The organism is Gammaproteobacteria bacterium, assembly GCA_013696315.1.
Classification (GTDB): Bacteria; Pseudomonadota; Gammaproteobacteria; order JACCYU01; family JACCYU01; genus JACCYU01.
Window position 1 is genome coordinate 1 of record JACCYU010000240.1, and the last position, 4,807, is coordinate 4,807.

The 4,807-nt window shown below is 64.7% G+C and carries 4 protein-coding genes; all 4 read left to right on the top strand.

Going from position 1 to position 4,807, the window contains the following annotated elements:
• Window positions 1-21 precede the first annotated feature (21 nt).
• Window positions 22-816, top strand: coding sequence for a TolC family protein (locus H0V34_14050; GenBank protein MBA2492756.1), 795 nt, complete (start codon window positions 22-24; stop codon window positions 814-816).
• A 131-nt stretch (window positions 817-947) separates the two neighbouring features.
• Window positions 948-3,320, top strand: coding sequence for a mechanosensitive ion channel (locus H0V34_14055; GenBank protein ID MBA2492757.1), 2,373 nt, complete (start codon window positions 948-950; stop codon window positions 3,318-3,320).
• Window positions 3,317-4,438 carry an MlaE family lipid ABC transporter permease subunit gene (locus H0V34_14060; GenBank protein ID MBA2492758.1) on the top strand — a complete coding sequence of 374 codons (1,122 nt, stop codon included), beginning with the start codon at window positions 3,317-3,319 and terminating at the stop codon, window positions 4,436-4,438. The genes H0V34_14055 and H0V34_14060 overlap by 4 nt, the downstream gene beginning before the upstream one ends.
• Window positions 4,439-4,467: 29 nt before the next feature.
• On the top strand, window positions 4,468-4,807 hold a 340-nt coding region (locus H0V34_14065), incomplete at its 3' end, for an ATP-binding cassette domain-containing protein (protein ID MBA2492759.1).

Genomic DNA, 4,807 nt, shown 5'->3' on the forward strand with positions numbered 1-4,807 from the left:
GAACGTAACGCACGCCGCCGTGTGGCGCTGATGCGGCAGTTCGCGGCGCTTGCCGAGCAGCGCAGCCGCGCTGGCGTTCTCGGACAGGTAGAGCTTAATCTCGCCCGCCTTGCGCTGGTGGAGGCGCGGCTGCAGCTTTCGCAGAGCGCAATCCGCCGCGTGTCGGCCGCGCAGGCGGTCGCCGCGATGGCCAGCGCCGCGCCCGGCTCCTGGCCATCGCTTGAGGCTACGTGGATAGGCGTCCCGCACAGGGACCTGCATGCCGGCCGCTATCTCAGCCGCCTGCCCCAGGTGCGCGCCCAGCGCATGAGGATGGCGGCTGCCCGCGCGCTCATCGACGCGCGCGACCGCCATACGCGGCCCGATCCCACCTTGAGTCTGCGCGGCGGGCAGGAAGACAGCAGCCTGCTGGCTGGCGTGTCGCTGTCGGTGCCGCTTTATCTGCGTAATGACTTCCGCGCCGAAGTCGATGTCGCCAATGCCGGGCTGATTCGCGCGCAACGGCTGGCGTATCACGTTCACCGGCTGGCGCGTGCGCGCCTTAACGGTGCGGCGTCACGGCTGAAGCTCACCACGCAGGCGTGGCGCGCATGGCGGGAGACCGGCAGCCAGAGCCTGCAAGCGCAACTGTCCCTACTGCAAAAGCTATGGCAGGCCGGTGAACTGAACGGCGCGGAATATCTTGTGCAGACCCGGCAGGCGCTTGCCACACGCGCGCGCGCCATCGAACTCAAGGGTCAGTTATGGCGAGCCTGGACTCAATGGCTCGCGGCCTCCGGCGAATTCCGCCGATGGCTGCAACCGGTACAGAGGTAGACAACAGCCGAGTGAAGCCTTGCTTGTTCTGGCCGACTGGCGCGTATGCACCCGGAAATTATTTCTCGACGCACGCGCGATACGGGCTAAAATCGCGTTTCGCGGTTCCCACGATAATTCTATAAAGCCGTATGCCCGTTGTTTCAGCAGCCGCCAGGCTGAGTCATGGTTTTGTGCTGGCGTTGTGGTTGGCCGTCGCCGCGTCCGCGCTGGCGCAGACGGAGGCCCCGGGCTCGATCGAGAGCGCGCAACAGGCCATTGAGGATCTGAGTTCCGAGCTTCAGACCCGCACGCCGACCGAAGAATTTACCGACTCGACGCGCACGCAGGCGTCTCAGTATCGGCGCACGGCGCGCGATTGTATCGACCGCCTTGAAGCGCAGCTGGAAACGCTCCAGGGTGATATAAAAACGCTCGGCCCCGCCAGCGTCGAAGGCAGCGATCCCGTCAACGCTGCGCGCGCCAAGCTCGAGGCGGAGCGCGCCAAACAGCAAGAAAGTCTGGCCGGCTGCAAGCTGCTGCTGGTCAACAGCGACGCGGTACTTGCCGAGATCGATCGGCTGCAGGAGCAGGAACTGCAGGATCGCCTGACATCGCGCTCGCTCAACGTATTCGCGTTACTGATCGGCGGCGAAGCGCGCGTGGACTGGCTGGCGGCATTGACCGGTCTGGAATTCCGCAACAGCGGGCTTGCGTACCTGGACGCCTGGCACCTCTCGTTGTTCGTCGCACTTACGGCGGGACTGCTGGCGGCGGGGCTTTACGGGCAGCGGCAATTGCGTGACCGCCTGGCTGCGCGCTCGCCCTCCGAGGACATGTCGGGCGAGGCCGCGGTCGCGTTCGCGAGCTCTATCGCCCGCTACATGCCCGAACTGCTGGTGTCGTCCGGCTGGAGCGGCTTCTGGCTGGCCGTGTCGGCCGAAGCGCAGCCCTGGTCGCAGCTGGCGATCACCAGCTTTGCAATCAGCATTCTTGTGCTGGTGATACTCATCAGCCGCAGCCTGTTCAGCCCGCCCCGCCCTGCCCGCCATTATCTGCCCATCGACACCGCCCGCAGCAAGCGTTTCTGGTATTCCCTGCGGTTGCTGATGTCGATTGCCGCCGTGTGCGTGGCGATTTTCCAGGGCCCGTTTGTCCAGGGTCTTGCCGAGCCGTTGCTGGTGCTGTTGCGCGCGGCACTGGCGCCACTGTTTATTCTCAGCCTGATCTGGACGGTGTGGCTGGCCTTGAGCCTGCAAAACGACCGCAAGATAGGTCTGTTCAGGCCCATCGTGACCGTGATACTGATCGGCGGTTTGATCGCGGAATGGGTCGGGTATCACCATCTGACCGACTACCTTGTCGGCGGCATCGCTTTCAGCCTGTTGGGACTGGGTATCGCCTGGCTGATCACCAGCCTGCTGACCGACGTGTTCGATGGCGTAGATGAAGGGCGTAACCCGTGGCAGCAGCAGTTGCGCGCGCGTTTCGGCCTGAGCAGCGGCGAACATATGCCTGGTCTGGTGTGGCTGCGGGTGCTTACCACCGTGGCGCTCTGGGGCGGGTTGCTGTTGTTCCTGCTACGCGTGTGGGGCTTGTCAGCGCAGGGTCAGGATGCGATCGCGCGCTATATCACGGAAGGCTTTGTCGTCGGCCCGGTGACCGTCGTACCCAGCCAGCTGTTGATGGCGCTGGCGCTGTTCGCGCTGCTGTTGTCCTTGGCGGCCTGGTTCAAAAAGCAGCTCGATGAACGCTGGTTGCGCAAGACGCGGCTGGAACACGGCGCGCGCGACGCCGCGGTCACCATCAGCGGTTATGTCGGCGCCGCGCTAGCGGGTTTCATCGCGCTCACCGTGGCTGGTGTGGATTTCAAGAATCTGGCGATCATCGCCGGCGCGCTGTCGGTCGGTATCGGCTTCGGTTTACAGAACATTGTCAATAACTTCGTCTCCGGGTTGATTCTGCTGTTCGAGCGCCCGATCCGCGTCGGCGACTGGGTGGTGGTCGGCACCACGCAGACGCAGGGCATCGTCAAGCGCATTAGCATCCGTTCCACCCAGATCCTCACTTTCGATCTGGCTGACGTGATTGTGCCGAACTCGCAGCTGATCTCGGATCAGGTCACCAACTGGACGCTGCGCGACGTGCGCGGGCGCGTGATTGTGCCGGTAGGCGTGGCGTATGGCAGCGACGCGGCGCTGGTCAGGAAAACGCTCCTGGCAGTGGCGAACGCCCACCCGGCGCCGGTCAGGGATGGCAGCTTGCCGCCGCCGCAGGCGCTGTTCGTGCGCTTTGGCGCCACCGCGCTGGAGTTCGAGCTGCGGTTTTTCATCCGCAACGTGCAGGAGCGCTCCATCGTTTCCAGTGACGTTAACCTCGCCATCGACGCCGCTTTCCACAAGGCGGGTATCCAACTGCCCTACCCACTGCACGACATACGCGTGGACAGCTGGCTGGGCGGCGCCCCGCCGCACGATCGGCCCGACAGTCCGAAGCAGGATGCGCCGCCGGGCGACGAAACATGATGGCCATCGCAGGGGAAGAGCAGGCGAGCCTGCGCCTCGACGATAACGGCGCCGAGTGCGCCGGTGCCTGGACTTCGCTGCGACTGCGGCACGTGGAAAAGCGGCTCGCCGAACTGCGCGCGCCGCGCGCGGAGCATTTTCGCTTCGACCTGCGCGCGGTAGCGGCTATGGACACGACCGGCGCGTGGCTCTTGTATCGCAGCCAGTTGCGCTTGACTGAGCAAGGTGCGCAAGTCACTTTGCAGGGCGCATCGGACAACGTCAGGGCGATGCTGGATCTGGTCTCGAAGCACGCACCCGGCGAGCGCCCGCGCACCGCGAAGCCAGGTGCGTTACATGGTCTCGGCCAAGCGACCGTAGCACACCTTCAGCAAGGTACGGGCTATACGGCGTTCGTCGGTGAACTGGCCTGCGCCGCCGGCGCACTTGTCTTGAAGCCCGCGCGCATCCGCTGGAGGATGATCCTCAACAATCTGCAGGCGGCCGGCGTGGCCGCGCTACCCATCGTCGGCCTGCTGTCGTTCCTGCTCGGCATCGTCATCGGGTATCAGGGCGGCGTGCCGCTGGAGGATTACGGCGCCAGTCTCTTCGTCGCTGATCTGGTGGGGCTGGCGATGTTGCGCGAGCTTGCGCCACTGATCACGGCCATCATCGTCGCCGGGCGCACCGGTTCGGCGTACACGGCGCAGATCGGCACCATGAAAGTCACCGAGGAGATCGACGCACTGCGCACCATTGGCATCACGCCCATGGAAGTGCTGGTGCTGCCCAAGGTCCTGGCCCTGACGATCGCGCTGCCGTTGCTCACTGTATACGCCGATATCCTGGGCATCCTGGGCGGGATGATAATGGCGTGGCTGGCGCTTGACATCAGCTTCGCGGCGTTCATCGACCGGCTGGCTTACGCGGTGGACGTCGAGTCGTTTGTGATCGGCATCGGCAAGGCCCCGGTGTTCGCGCTTATCATCGCCACCGTGGGCTGTTATCAGGGATTTCGCGTCGCCGGCAGCGCGGAGAGCGTGGGCCGCCAGACGACGAGGAGCGTGGTGCAGTCTATTTTCCTGGTGCTGGTGGTGGACGCGACTTTTTCGGTCATCTTCAGCGTGCTCGGAATCTGAGGCTACGCGTGCCTATACCCAGCTCATCGTTGACGAACGCGCATTCGGAGACGTCGCAGACGGATGCTGACCGCGAAGTGGTGGTCGAACTCGATGAGGTGACGACGCGCTACGGCGACCGGCTGGTGCACGACCGCATCAGTCTGTGCGTCTATCGCGGCGAGATCCTGGCGATCGTGGGCGGCAGCGGCAGCGGCAAGTCCACCTTGTTGCGCGACATGTTGCTGCTGCAGACGCCGGATACCGGCTCGGTACGAGTGCTGGACATCGACACGGCGCACCATCCAGAAGCGTACACCTTGCCGCTGCGGCGGCGCATGGGTGCGCTGTTTCAGTACAGCGCTCTGTTCGGCGCGCTGACCGTAATGG